This window comes from Bacillus sp. ISL-34 (genome assembly GCF_018613325.1).
Taxonomy (GTDB): Bacteria; Bacillota; Bacilli; order Bacillales; family DSM-1321; genus Peribacillus.
The window spans coordinates 137,852-152,506 of sequence record NZ_JAGGQJ010000018.1 but is presented as its reverse complement, the minus strand read 5'-3'; the positions used below and the strand labels follow the sequence as shown (position 1 = coordinate 152,506).

At 41.6% G+C, this 14,655-nt stretch carries 19 protein-coding genes; 10 read left to right on the top strand and 9 right to left on the bottom strand.

What is annotated here, in order from left to right:
* The first annotated feature begins 11 nt into the window (after window positions 1-11).
* The 4 genes from J7E52_RS14270 (at window position 12) to J7E52_RS14255 (ending at window position 3,756) form a co-directional block, all read left to right on the top strand.
* Window positions 12-1,631 (top strand): DHA2 family efflux MFS transporter permease subunit, encoded by a 1,620-nt coding sequence (locus tag J7E52_RS14270; protein ID WP_214747542.1) that lies wholly within the window; start codon window positions 12-14, stop codon window positions 1,629-1,631.
* 18 nt (window positions 1,632-1,649) lie between these two features.
* Complete coding sequence (locus J7E52_RS14265; protein WP_214747539.1) at window positions 1,650-2,180, top strand: NAD(P)H-dependent oxidoreductase; 531 nt, start codon at window positions 1,650-1,652, stop codon at window positions 2,178-2,180.
* Between the two features lie 13 nt (window positions 2,181-2,193).
* Window positions 2,194-2,541, top strand: a complete 348-nt coding sequence (locus J7E52_RS14260; RefSeq protein ID WP_214747537.1) for a hypothetical protein — start codon at window positions 2,194-2,196, stop codon at window positions 2,539-2,541.
* Window positions 2,542-2,835: 294 nt separating this feature from the next.
* Window positions 2,836-3,756, top strand: coding sequence for an EamA family transporter (locus tag J7E52_RS14255; protein ID WP_214747534.1), 921 nt, complete (start codon window positions 2,836-2,838; stop codon window positions 3,754-3,756).
* A gap of 83 nt (window positions 3,757-3,839) precedes the next feature.
* Here J7E52_RS14255 and J7E52_RS14250 read toward each other — a convergent pair whose 3' ends face one another.
* The 5 genes from J7E52_RS14250 to fabL form a co-directional block, all read right to left on the bottom strand.
* On the bottom strand, window positions 3,840-5,588 hold the full coding sequence (locus J7E52_RS14250; RefSeq protein WP_309476890.1) for an ABC transporter ATP-binding protein: 1,749 nt from the start codon (window positions 5,586-5,588) through the stop codon (window positions 3,840-3,842).
* A 224-nt stretch (window positions 5,589-5,812) separates the two neighbouring features.
* The gene (gene ntdP, locus J7E52_RS14245) at window positions 5,813-6,343 is read right to left on the bottom strand and encodes a nucleoside tri-diphosphate phosphatase (RefSeq protein WP_214747529.1); all 531 of its coding nucleotides are present in this window, start codon (window positions 6,341-6,343) and stop codon (window positions 5,813-5,815) included.
* A 233-nt stretch (window positions 6,344-6,576) separates the two neighbouring features.
* Window positions 6,577-6,831 (bottom strand): YgaB family protein, encoded by a 255-nt coding sequence (locus J7E52_RS14240; protein WP_214747526.1) that lies wholly within the window; start codon window positions 6,829-6,831, stop codon window positions 6,577-6,579.
* A gap of 160 nt (window positions 6,832-6,991) precedes the next feature.
* On the bottom strand, window positions 6,992-7,273 hold the full coding sequence (locus J7E52_RS14235) for a gamma-type small acid-soluble spore protein (RefSeq protein WP_214747523.1): 282 nt from the start codon (window positions 7,271-7,273) through the stop codon (window positions 6,992-6,994).
* Window positions 7,274-7,354: 81 nt separating this feature from the next.
* The gene (fabL, locus tag J7E52_RS14230; RefSeq protein ID WP_214747519.1) at window positions 7,355-8,104 is read right to left on the bottom strand and encodes an enoyl-[acyl-carrier-protein] reductase FabL; all 750 of its coding nucleotides are present in this window, start codon (window positions 8,102-8,104) and stop codon (window positions 7,355-7,357) included.
* 68 nt (window positions 8,105-8,172) lie between these two features.
* Between fabL and J7E52_RS14225 the strand changes: the two genes are divergently transcribed.
* Window positions 8,173-8,397, top strand: coding sequence for a hypothetical protein (locus J7E52_RS14225; protein ID WP_061461732.1), 225 nt, complete (start codon window positions 8,173-8,175; stop codon window positions 8,395-8,397).
* A 294-nt stretch (window positions 8,398-8,691) separates the two neighbouring features.
* On the opposite strand, the gene mutY is transcribed toward J7E52_RS14225, so the two are convergent.
* A complete protein-coding gene (gene mutY / locus J7E52_RS14220; RefSeq protein ID WP_214747516.1) occupies window positions 8,692-9,798 on the bottom strand; it encodes an A/G-specific adenine glycosylase in 1,107 nt (368 codons plus the stop codon).
* A 207-nt stretch (window positions 9,799-10,005) separates the two neighbouring features.
* Here mutY and J7E52_RS14215 point away from each other — a divergent pair, with 207 nt between their 5' ends.
* Window positions 10,006-10,983, top strand: coding sequence for a metal-dependent hydrolase (locus J7E52_RS14215; RefSeq protein ID WP_214747513.1), 978 nt, complete (start codon window positions 10,006-10,008; stop codon window positions 10,981-10,983).
* 55 nt (window positions 10,984-11,038) lie between these two features.
* Here the strand turns inward: J7E52_RS14215 and J7E52_RS14210 are convergent, their stop codons facing one another.
* Window positions 11,039-11,305: a YfhJ family protein gene (locus tag J7E52_RS14210; RefSeq protein ID WP_076371133.1), complete on the bottom strand. Its 267-nt coding sequence runs from the start codon at window positions 11,303-11,305 to the stop codon at window positions 11,039-11,041.
* Window positions 11,306-11,418: 113 nt separating this feature from the next.
* On the opposite strand from J7E52_RS14210, the gene J7E52_RS14205 reads away from it, so the two are divergent.
* Complete coding sequence (locus J7E52_RS14205) at window positions 11,419-11,574, top strand: small, acid-soluble spore protein K (RefSeq protein WP_034305387.1); 156 nt, start codon at window positions 11,419-11,421, stop codon at window positions 11,572-11,574.
* Window positions 11,575-11,615: 41 nt separating this feature from the next.
* On the opposite strand, the gene J7E52_RS14200 is transcribed toward J7E52_RS14205, so the two are convergent.
* Both J7E52_RS14200 and recX read right to left on the bottom strand, forming a co-directional pair.
* The gene (locus J7E52_RS14200; protein ID WP_063234815.1) at window positions 11,616-11,927 is read right to left on the bottom strand and encodes a YfhH family protein; all 312 of its coding nucleotides are present in this window, start codon (window positions 11,925-11,927) and stop codon (window positions 11,616-11,618) included.
* A gap of 75 nt (window positions 11,928-12,002) precedes the next feature.
* Window positions 12,003-12,800 (bottom strand): recombination regulator RecX, encoded by a 798-nt coding sequence (gene recX / locus J7E52_RS14195; protein ID WP_214747511.1) that lies wholly within the window; start codon window positions 12,798-12,800, stop codon window positions 12,003-12,005.
* Window positions 12,801-12,925: 125 nt separating this feature from the next.
* On the opposite strand from recX, the gene J7E52_RS14190 reads away from it, so the two are divergent.
* The 3 genes from J7E52_RS14190 (at window position 12,926) to J7E52_RS14180 (ending at window position 14,310) form a co-directional block, all read left to right on the top strand.
* Window positions 12,926-13,846, top strand: coding sequence for a TIGR01777 family oxidoreductase (locus J7E52_RS14190; RefSeq protein ID WP_214747607.1), 921 nt, complete (start codon window positions 12,926-12,928; stop codon window positions 13,844-13,846).
* 53 nt (window positions 13,847-13,899) lie between these two features.
* A complete protein-coding gene (locus J7E52_RS14185; protein WP_081088510.1) occupies window positions 13,900-14,022 on the top strand; it encodes a YfhE family protein in 123 nt (40 codons plus the stop codon).
* A 105-nt stretch (window positions 14,023-14,127) separates the two neighbouring features.
* A complete protein-coding gene (locus tag J7E52_RS14180) occupies window positions 14,128-14,310 on the top strand; it encodes a YfhD family protein (RefSeq protein WP_034306455.1) in 183 nt (60 codons plus the stop codon).
* Window positions 14,311-14,655 lie beyond the last annotated feature (345 nt).

The following is a 14,655-nucleotide window of genomic DNA, read 5'->3' as shown; positions in this document are numbered from 1 at the left end:
CTTTTCTTTAAATGGCTTCTCAAACCATCACAGTAAATGAAAACAAGGGAATGAAACAGTTTGCCCCCATGTTAATTATCTTAATGCTAGGTTTGTTCATGGTCATTTTGAATCAAACCCTGCTTAGTGTCGCCATGCCTAGGATGATGGCAGAATTCAATGTAGCTGCGACTACGATTCAATGGTTATCAACTGGATTCATGCTCGTGAATGGAGCCTTGATCCCACTGTCCGCTTTTTTAATAGAACGGTTTGGCACGCGCATTTTATTCCTTGCTGCCATGTTTCTATTCACCGTCGGGACATTCATCTGCGGCATCGCACCAAATTTCCCCGTCATCCTTACAGGCCGGCTGATTCAGGCGGCTGGCGGCGGGATCCTGCAGCCATTGGTCATGACGATCATTCTTTTCATCTTCCCTCCGGAAATGCGCGGGAAAGGAATGGGAATCTTTGGACTCGCCATTATGTTTGCCCCTGCAATCGGGCCGACTTTATCAGGTTGGGTCATTCAGGAATATAGCTGGCGGGTCATGTTCTACGCAATGGTGCCATTAGGCATGATGGTCATGACACTCGCCTTTTTAAGTATGCGTAATGTAGCAGAACCAAAGAAAATCAAATTGGATTTGTTGGGTGCGTCTCTATCCTTGCTAGGTGTTGCATCATTACTATACGGTGTCAGTGAAGCGGGTTCCAAAGGCTGGACGGATCCCATCGTTCTGGGAACGATCATCATTGGGCTGATCCTTTTGACGCTTTTTGTGGTTCAACAGCTAAAATCGGAAACACCTATGCTCGACTTCCGTGTATTTAAGTATGACATGTTCGTATTATCGAATATCATTTCCGCCATTGTCACAGTGGCCATGTTTACCGGGATATTCTTATTGCCTATATATTTGCAGACTTTAAGAGGCTTCACACCAGTTCAATCCGGTCTATTGATGTTACCCGGAGCCCTTGTGATGATGGTGATGTCACCCATTTCAGGAGCATTATTTGACAAAATCGGACCTCGTCCATTAGCACTTCTTGGTTTAGCGATTACTGCCGTCACAACCTTCGAATTCGCTAAATTGACTACGGAAACTACCTATTCAACTTTGGTCATCATTTATGCAATCCGCTCACTTGGAATGTCTTTACTGATGATGCCGATCATGACAGCTGGGATGAATCAGCTTCCTAAGCATTTGAATACACATGGTACGGCAATGAGCAATACGTTGAAACAAGTAACCGGAGCCATTGGTACGAGCTTCGTTACGACCATTTATACAACTCGTGCTTCTTTCCATGGAACTGCTTTAGGAACGGAAATGAGTACGAGTGATCCCGGTTTTGTTCAGAATTTCCAAACAATCGTTCAATCCATCATGAGTTCGATGAATCAAACTAGTGAACAGGCACAGGAAACTGCCATGTCGCTGATTTCTTCACAAATCCAGGGTCAAGCAAATGTGATGGGAATCAATGATGCATTCTTTTGGGCAACAGGCTTCGCAATTGCCGGTATCGTTCTCTCACTGTTTTTGCGTGACGTTCGGAAGGACAAAGCAATGAAAAAAGCTAAACAAGAACATTTGGATGTACCTTTGCTTCCTTCACCAGTAAAAAAATCGGTTTAATTAAATGGGGGAATTAAAATGAAGATCTATGTTGTATACGACAGTGAAGGTAACCATACGAAAGCACTTGCCGAATCAATAGCTCAAGGGGCCGCTGCGGTACCTGGGGCTGAGGTTCTCATTGACCATGTAAACGAGGCGGATGTTTATAAGCTCCAGGAAATGGATGCCATCATTTGGGGCTGCCCCGGTCATTTCGGCACCATCAGTTCGAGTTTGAAAGCATGGATTGATAAACTTGGGTATCTATGGGCGGAAGGTGCGCTGATCAATAAAGTGGGTGCAGTGTTCTGTACGACCGCCACCGTACATGGCGGACTCGAGGCTACCATGCTGAACTTAATCACCCCTATGCTTCATCAAGGCATGATCATTGTCGGCTTGCCCGGCACTGTCCCGGAAAACGCCTTATATGGTTCCTACTATGGAGTAGGGATAAGCTGTCCGCCCGGTGTGGATGACAACATCACCAAAAATGACTTGCAGCTTGGAGAAGCATTAGGAAAACGGGTAGCCCATGTCACCCGTTCATTCATAAACGAGCTCTAGGAGGCTTGATTCAATGGGCATAATTCTAATTATCATCGTTGCCATATTAGCGGTTACGGGCTTGATCACATACAATATCAAAGCCTTATCACCTGAAGGTAAGCCGCCGGCTGCCGAGGAAGAGAACCCGCTTGAAGAGCCCGCTTTCTCTTCGGCTGTTGATTCCGTTACCGAAATCAGCTCCCCAACAGACAATGATGAATTGAAAATGAAAGATCAGGATTATCGTTTGGCACTTTCCAAGCTTCACAATCAAAAACCTTACGATGAACCACCTGCAGAAAAAAAGCCTAATCTTCGCAAAATGAAAGACGCGGAATACCGCGGTACATTGGAAGACTTCCAGCAAAATGGAGATTGAAGCACGTCCCCCCATTTGGCATATTCGTCTCATTGAGGGTTTTCAATTGCTATGCATGAAAGGAACATATCCGACTTCTGCCGCTGCCTTTAGCTTAAAGATCGACCTGCAGGCTTAACTTATTTTTCTGGTTGACAAATATTCACAAAGACTTTAAGCTAAGGTAATGCAACACAAAAAAGTTTTTAAACTCAGCTTTTGTTGAGAGACGGAATTTTAAAAGGATTTCCTTTTTTCGTTCGTCACTTGCCTTTTTGGCAGGTGGCGATTTTTATTTTTACAGGGGTGAAAAACATGCAACTTTTAAAGTATTCCATTATGGTCTTAATCGGTTCGATCTCATATGGCACATTATCCACCATGATCAAGTTTGGATTCATGGATGGCCATTCATCTGGAGAACTGGTCGGCAGTCAATACCTCGTCGGTTGGCTGATTGTCTCCGTTTTATTTCTTTTTTCGTTTAAATATAAAGTTTCATGGAAGAGTGCCGGATTACTTTTAATCACGGGCATGATGTCCACTTTCGTCGGAAAGGCATATGCCGTTTCCGTATCTGAGCTTCCCGCTTCGATTGCCGTTGTCTTTTTATTTCAATTTACCTGGATAGGCGTCCTCATTGAAAGTTTCATAAATAAAAAACGCCCGGATAAAAATAAACTCATTGCCATTTTCGTCCTCTTCATCGGAACTTTATTGGCAGGGGCGATCTTTGGTCAGCCTCTATCTGCCCTAAGCCTAAAAGGCGTATTGTTCGGACTATTGTCTGCGGTGCTTTTTGCGCTATATATGTATTGTAACTCTCAATTCGCAGTTGGGGAATCTTCAATGAAACGGTTGTTTTTCATTGCAACGGGTGGCATGCTGACTGCTGTATTCACGACTAACCCCGTCACGCTTGTGACGAATCTTGTCCAAACGAACCTATGGTACTACGGACTGCTGCTCGGAACTTTGGGTGTTTTAGTTCCTTTCTTCTTCTTTGCTGTCAGTTTGCCGAAAGTGGGTGTCGGGCTTGGAACGATTCTTTGTGCTGCGGAACTGCCTTCAGCGATGGTCGTTTCCGTCATCTTCTTGAATGAACAAGTTACATCACTGCAATGGTTCGGGATGTGCTTGATCATCGTCGGCATCGCTTTACCTGAGGGTATAAAGCATCTGCCGCAATTCCTTCCTGACAGAAAAAAAACGCTGCATGAAAAAAGGATTTCATAACGTGCTTGCACCGGTTCGTATAAGAATAAGAAAGACCATTCCCGTTAGCGGAATGGTCTTCTTTAATATATTGTTTTTCCTTCTTAAGAATCCAATTGTTGCACTTGAAATAGGTTGTAGTAATGCCCTTGCTTTTTCATAAGTTCTTCGTGTGTTCCCATTTCTGTAATTTCCCCATTATCGATATGAACGATCCGATCGGCATGGGTGATGGTTGATAACCGATGGGCCACGATGATGGTGGTCCGGTTTTTCGCCAAAATATCCAGTGCCTCCTGAATATAGTGTTCACTTTCCAAATCCAATGCGGATGTGGCTTCGTCGAGAACAAGGATTGGCGGGTTTTTCAAAAATACCCTCGCAATGGCCACCCGTTGCTTTTGGCCTCCGGATAATTTAACTCCCCGCTCCCCGACTTTCGTTTCATATCCTTCTTTCAGGCCCATGATGAAGTCATGGGCATTCGCAGCCTTTGCCGCTTCAAATACTTCTTCATCACTTGCATCAGGCCGTCCCATAAGGATGTTGGCCTTAACCGATTCACTAAATAAGATATTATCCTGCAGAACCATTCCTATTTTATCTCTTAGGCTGCGGACTTGATATTTACGGATATCCGTCCCATCCAATAATACCCTTCCCTCCGTCACATCATAGAAACGGGAAATCAAACTGACGATCGAGGATTTCCCGCCGCCGCTCATCCCGACAAGTGCAATGGTTTCCCCTGGTTTAACATCCAAGTTTATATGTTTCAAAACGGGTGCCTCTTTCTCGTCATAAGCAAACGATACATCCTGAAAGGTTATTCGGCCATCTACATGCTTCAGCTCTTTCGCCCCTGGTTCGTCATCGATATCATACTTCTCATCCACAAACTCAAAAACCCTGTCCATGGACGCCAATGTCTGGGTCATTGTCGTCGAAGAGTTAACTAAACGTCTGAGGGGATTATATAGCCGGTCAATGAAACCGACGAAAGCAACCATGGTACCCAGTGACAATTGTTCATGAATGACTTGATAACCGGCAAATCCTATCACGAGCAAGGGGGCAATATCCGTGATCGTATTTACGACAGCAAATGACTTTGCATTCCAGCTCGTATGCTTTAAGGCCTTATCGAGGAAATTCTTGTTCTGCTTCGCAAACAATTCCTGTTCCCTGTCTTCAATCGCAAAGCTTTTGATGACTGACATCCCTGAAACCCGTTCATGAAGGTGACTCTGTACATCCGCTAACGCTTGGGACCGAATCCTTGTATAGGTTCTCAGCTTGCCAAAGAAATGCTTAATCGAAAATGCGTAAAATGGAAGCATGATGATGGATACAATGGTTAACTTCACGTCCATCGTAAACATGATGACTATCACTATGATGATCGTTGCGATATCGAGCCAAAGATTCATCAAACCCGTGATGACAAAGTTCTTCGTTTGTTCCACGTCCGTGATCATCCTTGAAATGACCTCGCCCACCCTTGTATTTGAATAATATTTAAAACTCAGTTTCTGTATATGAGTAAATAAATCATTACGAATATCATATAAGATTTTCGTTCCGGTCCATTGAGCGAAATATTGTCTGTAATACTCAATCGGCGGTCTAACTGCAACGAAAATGAAAATCATGATGGCCATTGCCCATAAAAGGCGTTCGGACTTCACGGCCTTGGACAGGTCACCATTTCCGATGATGTCATCCACGATATACTTACTGAGCAATGGAAGCAAAAGCGGAATCGCGAACTTTAGCAATCCAATCAGAACCGTCCCGATTATCTGCCATTTATATGGTTTAACGAATTGCAAATATCTCTTAATGCTCCCCACGGAATTCCTCCTTTTCTGAATCATTAAATCCTTGGAATCTTATTTGCACTATTCCATTATATTTTCCTTTTCGATGAATTAACTATCAAAAAGATTTCATCCACTAACTTTCATACACATTTAAAGGAGTTTTAATGTTTCCTGCATTCTTGAAGGATTGAATCAGTTGTGTAGATACGATACACAATGAAAAAGCCTGCCAATTAAGAAGCAGGCCTTTTCTATCATCGATAGGTTAAAAAGCGTTCATACCAACTATCAATAAACTCTGCGGAGAATGGTCCTTTTCGCTGGCGTATCATATAAATCAAAAAGTCTACGTTCTGTTTCAAAATTGAATCGATGGCATCCGGGTAATTCATTTCTTTCCGATGCCTTTCATATTCATCCTCATCCAGCAAATTAAACGTCATATCTGGGAATACTTTAATGTCCAGGTCATAATCAATGTATTTCAATGCTCCCGAATCGTATGTGAACGGCGAACTGATATTGCAATAATAATAAACCCCGTCCTCTCTCAACATACCAATAACATTAAACCAATACTTTGAATGAAAATAGCAAATCGCCGGCTCTCTCGTAATCCAGGTCCTTCCATCTGATTCCGTTACCATAGTACGGTCATTCGCTGCTATCACCAGATTTTGGGTCCCTTTTAAAACGGTTGTCTCTTCCCAGATACGATGGATATGTCCATTATGTTTATAGCTATGGATTTGGATTTTTCCTCCTTCGGCAGGAACAATCCCCATTTATCTCTCCCTACTTTCTATAGACACCCTGACAGCGTACTGTGCCCTATTCCGTTTGCAGTTGTTGTGTGTATTTAAAATATATACTTTTTTCCATTTACCCTATATTCCTATATTATAGCGATTTATTCATAAATTTAAAACAAAAGTGGCTAATCTCCCAGTGAAAATGTGTAAATAAGTCGAAAAAGTCTGACCATCCACCCATTTTAACTTAGAAATTAGCCGGTAATTTATCGTATGGCAGCCTGTCCTTGCTGAAAATAACGGATGACTTCTTCCGTTTGCTTCTCGAACATATCATGGATACTTTTCAATTCCTGCTTTTTGAGTTGAATCTCTTCCTGAATGGTGATCGCTTCACTCTCCTCTTCCAGGGCAAGAAGTTGCTTCTCTATATCTTGGCATCTTTCGATTTCGGATTGTAAAAGTAAAAGCTTATCCATGGTTTTCAACTGGTTGTTTATAAGCCGGTTAAATTCCTCCATGATTGCACCTTCCTAATCTGTATTTTTTCTATAGTATGTATATTCTATTTTTATCCGTTTTTTCCTTTGACATAAAATGTAAACACAACGAAACATTTGTCGAATCCATTGGAAGTCAAAAAAAAGCACCCTTCATTAGAAGGATGCTTTTCATCGGCAATTAGCCTTGGTTTTTATTGCTTTGAGATCTTTGGTTTTGCTGTTTCACTTCTTGAACGTTTGTTTCAGAAGCGAACTCAGTACCGAATTGGCCTTGAGATTGAGCTTGACCCTTTTTTTGCTGAGATTGTGCGTTTTGTTGTCTCACTTCTTGTACGTTTGTTTCACTTGCAAACTCAGTACCGAATTGGCCTTGACCTTGACCTTGCTGAGATTGCGCGTTTTGTTGTCTTACTTGTTGAACGTTAGTACCTGCTTGTGATTTATTATTGTTATTAGCCATTGATATCACCTCCACGATAATAAGATAACCAATATCAAGGAGTGTTATCCAACTAATAACATTTAAATTTTTCCAGTTACATTAAACAAGTAATGAAATGCCACCATCAACTATAATGGTTTGTCCACGAATCATACTGGCTCCATCGGAAATTAAAAACAGGATGGTATTCACCATATCTTCCACCTCGACCATCCGTCCAGCGGGAGTCTGTTCTGCCGCCTCAGCCAGCATTTCATCCCGATTCGGGAAAGACTTCAGGGCATCTGTATCGATCACACCGCCTGAAACGGCATTGACACAAATATTTTTTGCAGCCAGTTCGACCGCTAAATATCTTGTCAGGGCTTCAAGTGCAGCCTTGGAAACTCCAACAGCTGTATAATTTTTCAAATAGCGAATGGATCCCAGTGAACTGATGCTGACGATTTTCCCTCCGCCGTTCCTCTCCATTAATTTCGCCGCTTCCTGTGCGCAGAAAAGGAGGGCTTTCGTATTGATGTCCATGGTCCAGTTCCAATGGGATTCCTCCAGCTCCATCAATGGGCGCTGCACTCCAGAGGCCGCATTATTAATGAAAATATCCAAACGTCCATAATAAGCATCGATTTCCTCGAACATGCTTTTCACTTTCGCAACGTCACCGACATTTGCCTTAACTACAAGGGCTTTTCGCCCCAACGCTTCAATTTCGGCTGCCACCTCTAATGCTTTCGACTTGCTCCGGGCATAATTAATAACGAGGTCGTAACCTTCCTCTGCAAGCCTTATTGCCGTGCTTCTGCCTAAACCTTTACTGCTACCTGTAACGAGTGCCACTTTTTGTTCCATTCGTTTATTCATCCTTTCTGAGTAAACATCAAGTATTAAAAATCTTTTTTTTAAGGAGTGTTACTGTTATGTATGTTGGACGTGATATGACAGAGTTGTCGATGATGAAAAAATCGGATTGGGAAAATAGTGAACTTGCCTATTTTCATCACTCCCTTCAACAAATGGTACCTTATTTAAACCAAGAAGGACAGAGTATCCATAGCGAAATCGTCAAAGAAATTGAAAATAGAGGCGGACTTAATAGGCAGGAAGCCGATTATACTCATGGAACGAAAACCATTTACGATTGATTTTATACGGATATGGCTTTGAAAATTAACAAAAGGAAGAGGATATCTTAGCGGATATCCTCTTTTAGCATGATATCTCTAGCGCCTTTTTTAAATCACTACTTTATTATAAGGCGTTATAGACATTGCGCAAATCAGGGCTGTCTCCGTTAAGGGATATAAGAAGGTGAATTACCTTACCGGATTCATTTTTCATTCTGAAATCCCACTGCCTGTTCCCCACGGATTTACAAAACGCACCCCAAATATAATGCATGTATGATGATTGAACCCACGAATCCTTTATTCAATACATCATTTTTCTTTATACGCCTTCATCATTTTTTGGTGGGAAACCGGAAATGCTAACTCATCCATCTCTGCTTCACTAACCCACTTAAGTTGCTGTTCTCTTAATGTCTCTTCACTGATGGCTTCTTTGACCACTCCGATATACGTGTCCACTTTCCAAACGAGATGTGAGAAAACATGTTCAATCCTCACAAGTGATTCAGTGATTTCCGGTTTGACGCCATACATTTCCTGAAACCGACTCTCGAAGAATTCCCTCTTATGCAAAAGGGATGAATGGTTTTCGAAATTCGGATATTCCCAAAGATTTGCAAGCAATCCTTCTGATGCTCGCTTGTGAATTAAAAATTCACCTTTTTCATTCGTTAAAACGGCAGCTACAATTGGTACATCCCGCGTTTTTTTCTTTTGGATTTTTACCGGCAATTCCGACTGAACCCCAGCTTCAAATGCTAGACAATGACTTTGAACGGGACATAATAGGCAGGCAGGTTTACCTGGTGTGCAGATCAATGCTCCAAGTTCCATTAAGGCTTGATTGAAGGCAGAGGTATGTTCATGATCGATCAGCTTTCTGACGGCAGCTTCGAATGTTTTTCTTGTCTTTGGCTTTGCTATGTCTTCATATATCATCAGTATCCTTGATAAAACACGCATGACGTTTCCATCAACGGCTGGCTCCGGCTTGCCGTATGCGATACTAAGAATCGCCCCAGCAGTATAAGGGCCGACACCTTTCAATTTGGAAATTTCCTCGGGATCATCCGGTACAATCCCATTATAGGATGCCTTCACTTCCTGAACGGCACTATGCAGATTCCTTACACGTGAGTAATATCCCAGCCCTTCCCACGCTTTTAGGATTTTCTCTTCATCGGCATTGGCAAAATCCTCGAGTGTGGGGAACCATTCCACAAACCGGTTGAAATAAGGGATGACCGTGTCCACTCTCGTTTGCTGTAGCATTATTTCAGAAACCCAAACACGGTATGGGTCCTTATTTTCCCTCCATGGCAATTCTCTTTGTTCTTCGAGAAACCAGGAAACCAAATCTTTTTGAAATTCATCGATTTTTATTTTTTCTATTGTCGGGATCGTTATTTCTTTCACATCAGTTCCTCCAAAGATGTTAAACTCTTATCAAAAATGGGAATACCTATAGTAGGTCATTCTTTTTTTAATATCATGTTCATATCCATTTATTTGTAACGGGGCACGGAAATAAGTAAAAATTTTATTCATTTGATGGTTAATATATAAATACGGTATGATGAGAGAAGACCATTTTTTTCAAATTGTGGCAGGGAGGTTAGTTTTTTGGATACAGGTACTCACTTTGTCATGGGAATTGCCCTTGGAGGTCTTGCCACATTAGATCCGGTCATTGCGCAGAGCCCAGTCACTGCAAGTGCAGTCATAGCAGGTACGATATTGGGATCACAAGCTCCAGACATTGACACCGTTTTAAAATTAAGGAATAACGCTGTATATATACGAAACCACCGTGGAATCACGCATTCCATTCCCGCTGTTTTACTTTGGCCCTTGATTATCAGCGGAGCACTTTTCGCCATCATACCTGAAGCAAATTACCTTCATCTTTGGCTTTGGACCTTTTTAGCCGTATTCCTTCATGTATTCGTGGATATATTCAATGCTTATGGGACCCAGGCTCTTAGGCCAATTTCGTCAAAATGGGTAGCTTTAGGGGTCATCAATACATTTGACCCGTTCATTTTTGGAATACATGTTGCCGGCCTGATCTTATGGGGCTTTGGATTTCCTCCAGGCTATTTATTTCTCTCTATTTACGGAATACTCGTCATATATTACATCTCCAGATTCAGGGAACAAGCTTTTATAAAAAGAGTGGTCAAAAAGCAAATTCCTGGAGCAAGGAAAATTCTTTTATCACCGACCATGCGTTTTCACCGCTGGAAAATTGCGGTGATTACCGAAAAGAATTATTATGTGGCACGGGCCGATAATGGATATTTGAAGATTCTAGATACGTTCGATCGAGTGCCATTGCCTGAAAGTGAAATTCTCGAAGCCGCCAAGAAGGATATCAACTTGGCAGCCTTTCTGTCCTTTTCTCCGGTTTACCGCTTTGAAATCGAACAGATAAAAGAATATTATGAAGTCCGTTTTATCGATTTAAGATACCGCAGCAATGGATATTACCCGTTTGTGGCAGTGGTCCATTTAGACAGCGAATTGAATATCTTGAATTCTTATACCGGCTGGATCTTTAGCGAAGCGAAACTGCAGAAGAAATTGAATATTATTTTGTAGTCACTGCATATTGAAAAAGAGCTGATTCCAGGGAACCCCTCTGGAATCAGCTTTTTTAATGCACTCGATTCTGCTGATTTAATAATTGTTTATATTTAGGGTTTTTTGCAATGAATTCGTGGAATTGCTCTCCGTAGTTATCAATCCAGGTCATTACAACGCGCGATGTCATTTCTTCTCCGGCATATTCATGCCCGGCCTTTGCATAGGTCGCCTCGAAATCTTCCCATAATAATTCCACCCAAGTCAAAGCTTGCTCATACGTGATGTGTTCATTTTTCTCAAGCAGTATCTTGGTTAATCTTTCATGGTAATCATTCATTAGAACCACCTCATTGCCAATATTTTTACAGAATGAACTATACTGTCCCATACCCATACTAGTTGTAAGCGGAAACGCTTCTTTCTTTAATCTGATGCTTGGAGGAGAAAAATTTGCGAAATAAACAAAAAGGATTCCCCAACCAAAACAATAATAAATTCCAAGGTGAGCCTCGTGCAAAGGCAAGATATGCTTCAAAGCGTGCAGATGGCAGTATTAATACACACCCTCAAGAAAGAATGAAAGCATCAAACGAGCGATCGAATTAAAAGGTGAATCAGAAGGAATCGGGTACTTCCCCGGTTCCTTTTTATTTCAACATTGAAATCGGCAGTGCTTCTTCCTTACCGCTTCCACCTAAGCGATAACCCCAGGCGAAAACGCCGTTCATATAATCAATTTTGAAATAGACACCGGGATCTCCGTCAATTTGATATATTTCACCTTTTTTGAAATCATCCGGATTTAACAAATAGGCCTTGGCCATCGTCACTTTTCGTTCCAATACTGAAAATTCATTAACCATACCCAATTGCTCTGCTTTTCTGGCTTTTTCAGTCAACGCTGCAATTTCCTGCTGTAGTTCATAGGCGGACAACTTGCTGTATCTTACGTCACTCATATATATGACTCCTTAAATGAAATATTAATTTACTTCTATATTAAACAAAATTTTGTGATTTGGCTATCGATGCACTTAATCCCCATCTGGATTGGAAAGATAACGCTCAATCAATTCTATTGGAAAACCTTTTCGGTATAATGCCTGCTTCATTTTTTGTTCATATTCGAAGCCTTCATGGTTTTTATATCGACGCTGCATTTTTTCGGCATGGTGGCAAAGAGAATCCCATTGTTCATCTTCATCCTTTTCAACCGTCACATCTTCAAGTGCTTCATGAATGACATCTCTAGGGAAACCTTTCCGTAACAAGGTTTGTTCAACTTTCAGCATTAATGCCCGTTCAGAAATGTTTTTTTCCTTTTTTACCGCTTTTCCAGCAAGTTTCCTTGCATGATCAATCTGAATATCATAAGGGTATTCCTTCAATGCCTCGACAACCAGCTTTTCTTGCACCCCTTTTTCCCTAAGCTCGAGCTTAAGGGTAGTGGGCCCTTTATTGCCTCCGTTCACATGGGTCCGTACGTAAGCCTTTGCAAATTCAAGGTCGTCTAAATAGTTAAAGCTGTATAGTTTATGTATCGCTTCCTTAATGATCGGCTCTTCCGTTTCCTTCTTTTTTAAATAAAGGCGAATTTCCGATTCCGAGCGCATCCGGTATGATAAATAATTAAGTGCATCGGTAAATGCTTTTTGGATTTCATCATGGAATTGTATTTCAGCCAAAAGCAGGTCATCAAGTTCCAGACCCTTTTTTAAATGAAATTTCAATAGCACTTCTTCGTCTACACTGAAGGCATATTTTTCGTCAACGAAAATGTTATAACGATCTTTACGTTTCTTTTGGGTTGTTATTTTTGTTATGTTTGGCATAAATCCACCCCCACCCCTACTTTACCCCTTAACGTTTACCATTTCTATATATAGCATGTCTAAAAATGAAAAAAGAACATGGGCATGTTAAAGTGAAGGAAAGAAAGGGAAAGGAAGTGGTTTTCATGAAAATAGCCATTGCTGGTGGAAGCGGTTTTGTCGGCACAGCCCTTATTGATGAATTATCAAAAGAAAATCATGATATATATATTTTGACCCGCCATCCCGAAAAATTCAAAGTACAGACTAATTTGACATATATCGGCTGGTTGACCAAGGACGCAAAGCCGGAAAAGCACTTGGCGGGCCTTGATGTTTTCATTAACCTTGCTGGTGAATCCCTGAACAGCGGGCGTTGGACACCTGAACGAAAACGCCGGATTGTCGAAAGCAGGGTCGAAGCTTCCAAAGAGATGAACCGGATCATTTCCATACTGCCGGATAAAGTGTCCGTCATCATTAATGCAAGTGCAATCGGATATTATGGTATTTCGGACGATGAGACCTTTACCGAAATCTCTGAATCCATTGGTGAAGATTTCTTGGCCCGTACTGTTCAACTATGGGAAAAGGAAGCGGCTAAATTACGCTCTTTCAGTAAAAGGTTAATCCTAACAAGATTCGGGGTGATTCTGGGAGAAAAAGACGGCGCACTGCCAATGATGGCCCTCCCCTATAAACTTCTCGGCGGAGGAAAGATGGGCAAAGGGAATCAGTGGCTTTCCTGGATTCATATCCATGACGTGGTCCGTGCAATCATTTTTTGCATGAACGATCAGCGAATAGAAGGTCCAGTCAATTTTACGGCACCGAACCCCGTTCAGATGAATACTTTCGGGAAAACGATAGGAGCTGTCCTGCACCGGCCACATTGGTTACCCGTACCTCCTTTCTTCCTCAAGAAACTGCTGGGGGAAATGAGCATACTTGTACTTGAAGGACAAAATGTCCTTCCCTCTAAACTTAAAGAGGAAGGATTCACCTTCTCCTATCCAACCCTTAAAGAAGCTCTACAAAATATCTTAAAAGAAGATCCTCACGTATGAAAGGGTCATTTTAGGAAAAAATAGGGATATTAAGTGAAATGGAGATGATCTAATTGCTCAAAAAACACGATAAAGAGAAAAGTAACTTAACTAGTACCCAAGCGATTCTTTATGCTCGCGAGTTTAAAAAAGCAGATCGAGCTGGTGGATATACCGAGAAGAAGTCCCGTCGTTAAGTTTGGAGTTATTTCCCGTACATTTTGAACAGCCACTCAACACAAAATAAGCTGGAGATGATAATAATTTCATCTCCAGCTTATTCTTTATTAGGGGGCGCTAACATGGGACGCAATAACATACACCATAATCGAGATAAGAACAAACAGAAACTTCCTCAGGTTCCCAAAAACCTGAAAAGTGACGGACTTGACGTTGAATATTCTTCCGAACTGGCTGACCAGGAAGACATCGAGGCACAAGCCCGGGCAAATGCGGCTGACCGCCGTGCTCATAATCGCCGCTAATAAGCAGGAGAAACCAACCAAGGGGCTGTATATCAGCCCCTTATGTTTTCTTTATTTACATAGGTTATCCACACCCCTGTGTATATTGTGGATATATTCTGAAAATACTGACAAACAATAAGTACAATAACTCACCTTATTAACATGAAAATAATGTTATTTCTGGATAACCCTGTGGATTATGTGGATAAAGGGGATGTTATGCTAACCATGCTGAATTTTTGTTGTGGATAACTATTCTCTATCCTTGAATTGTTCCACAGGATTATTATTTATATAATAACTATCCGTTATCGGTCTTTATTAAAATTCTTCCTTCCAGGTATATCGCATGCCAAGCAACTC